Annotated in this window: 1 protein-coding gene; it reads left to right on the forward strand. The window is 58.5% G+C overall.

Annotated features, from left to right (window positions below; translation table 11 throughout):
- On the forward strand, positions 1 to 1,437 hold a 1,437-nt coding region (locus WBQ77_RS01740; protein ID WP_424058652.1), incomplete at its 5' end, for an IS4 family transposase.
- Positions 1,438 to 1,720: the final 283 nt, after the last annotated feature.

The following is a 1,720-nucleotide window of genomic DNA, read 5'->3' on the forward strand; positions in this document are numbered from 1 at the left end:
GCGAAGGATGAGGCGTGCGCGTTAAACGGAAGTATCGAGGCGTGGGTCGAGGACGAGTGCACCGCGAGCGTGTTCAAAGATTTGCGGCTGAAGCGGCGTTTTGTTGCTCTTCTGAGCAGCATCGCACGCACCGTCGGCGGTAGCATTCCGTTCGCCTGCCAGGATTGGGCAAATACCAAAGCGGCATACCGCTTCTTGTCCAATGAACGCGTCAGCGAAGCAGACATTCTGGCAGGACATTTCAATGCGACACGCGATCGTTTTGCTGCGGCCGATGGTCTGGCTCTGGTGCTGCACGATACGACGGAATTTTCCTATCAGCGCGAGAATACCGACGCCATCGGCGTAACCAAAGCGATCAACAGCGGCCGAGACAAGGCCGGTCGCCTGCGAGCACATACAGTATGTGGGATCTTGATGCATTCGAGCCTGGTCGTCACGCTTTCGGGCTTGCCGCTCGGATTGGCCGCAATCAAATTCTGGACGCGCAAGAAATTCAAAGGGACGCGAGCGCTCAAACGTAAAGTCAATCCGACCCGCGTTCCGATCGAGGAGAAGGAAAGCTACCGCTGGCTCGAGAATGTGCGGCAGTCGACAGACCTTCTGGCCGACCCAGGAAGATGCGTTCACATTGGCGATCGAGAAAGCGACATCTACGAGTTGTTTTGTGCGGCCCAGGATGTCGGCACACATTTCCTGGTTCGCACCTGCGTTGACCGGCTTGCCGATGATGGGATGCGCACCGTCTCCGACGCGATGAAGGAGGTGACGCTGAAGGGCATCCATCGCATCGAGGTGCGTGACGACAAGGGCGAGGCGGACGTTGCCGAGCTTGAGATCAGGTACGCCCGCATCCGGGTGTTGCCGCCAATCGGCAAGCAGAAACGTTACCCCGCCTTGGATCTCGTCGTGATCCATGCCAGTGAGCGCGGCGCACCAAAGAATAGGAAGCCAATTAACTGGAAACTGCTGACCGATATGCCGGTGTCATCGCGCAAGGAGGCCATTGAAAAGCTCGACTGGTACGCCATGCGCTGGAAGATCGAGACGTTCCACAAGATCCTGAAATCCGGATGCCGCGCCGAGGACGCAAGGCTGAGAACCGCGGAACGCCTGACGAACCTGATCGCCCTCTATAGCATCGTGAGCTGGCGTGTCTTCTGGATAACGATGCTCGCGCGCGTAGCTCCGCAAGCCCCGGCAACCGTTGCGCTGAGCGAACTGGAAATCCAGCTTCTCGAGAAGATGATCAAGGATGCCGGCAAGCCCGTGGGTCGCAAGACTCTCGGAACCTACTTGATCAAACTCGCCCGGCTTGGCGGCTATCTGGCGCGCGCAAGCGACCCACCTCCGGGCAACATGGTCATATGGCGCGGACTGTCGCGGCTGGCAGACATCCAACTCGGCGCCGCCATCACTACAGAAAGTTGTGGGTAATCGAAAGCTTGGCCGGACGCTTACGGCGCTAAGATCAATCCTAAGGTGCAATGACGTATGGCCAGTCTATTGGACCCGATCCTCGCACCTCCATACAGGCCCGCGGCGCGTGGAAGTCGCATATTAAGGGCGGACACACGTCAGCAGAGGTGGTCACACAATTTCGGACGGTGGGATAGGTGGTTTGTCTGCCTGACAGCGGGCACGATTGTGTCAGCGAATCAGGAGCGAACGATGAGCAGACGACCTCGGCGGAACCACTCGCCGGCATTCAAGGCCAAGG

Origin of the sequence: Methyloceanibacter sp. (assembly GCF_049590335.1) — a bacterium.
Taxonomy (GTDB): Bacteria; Pseudomonadota; Alphaproteobacteria; order Rhizobiales; family Methyloligellaceae; genus Methyloceanibacter.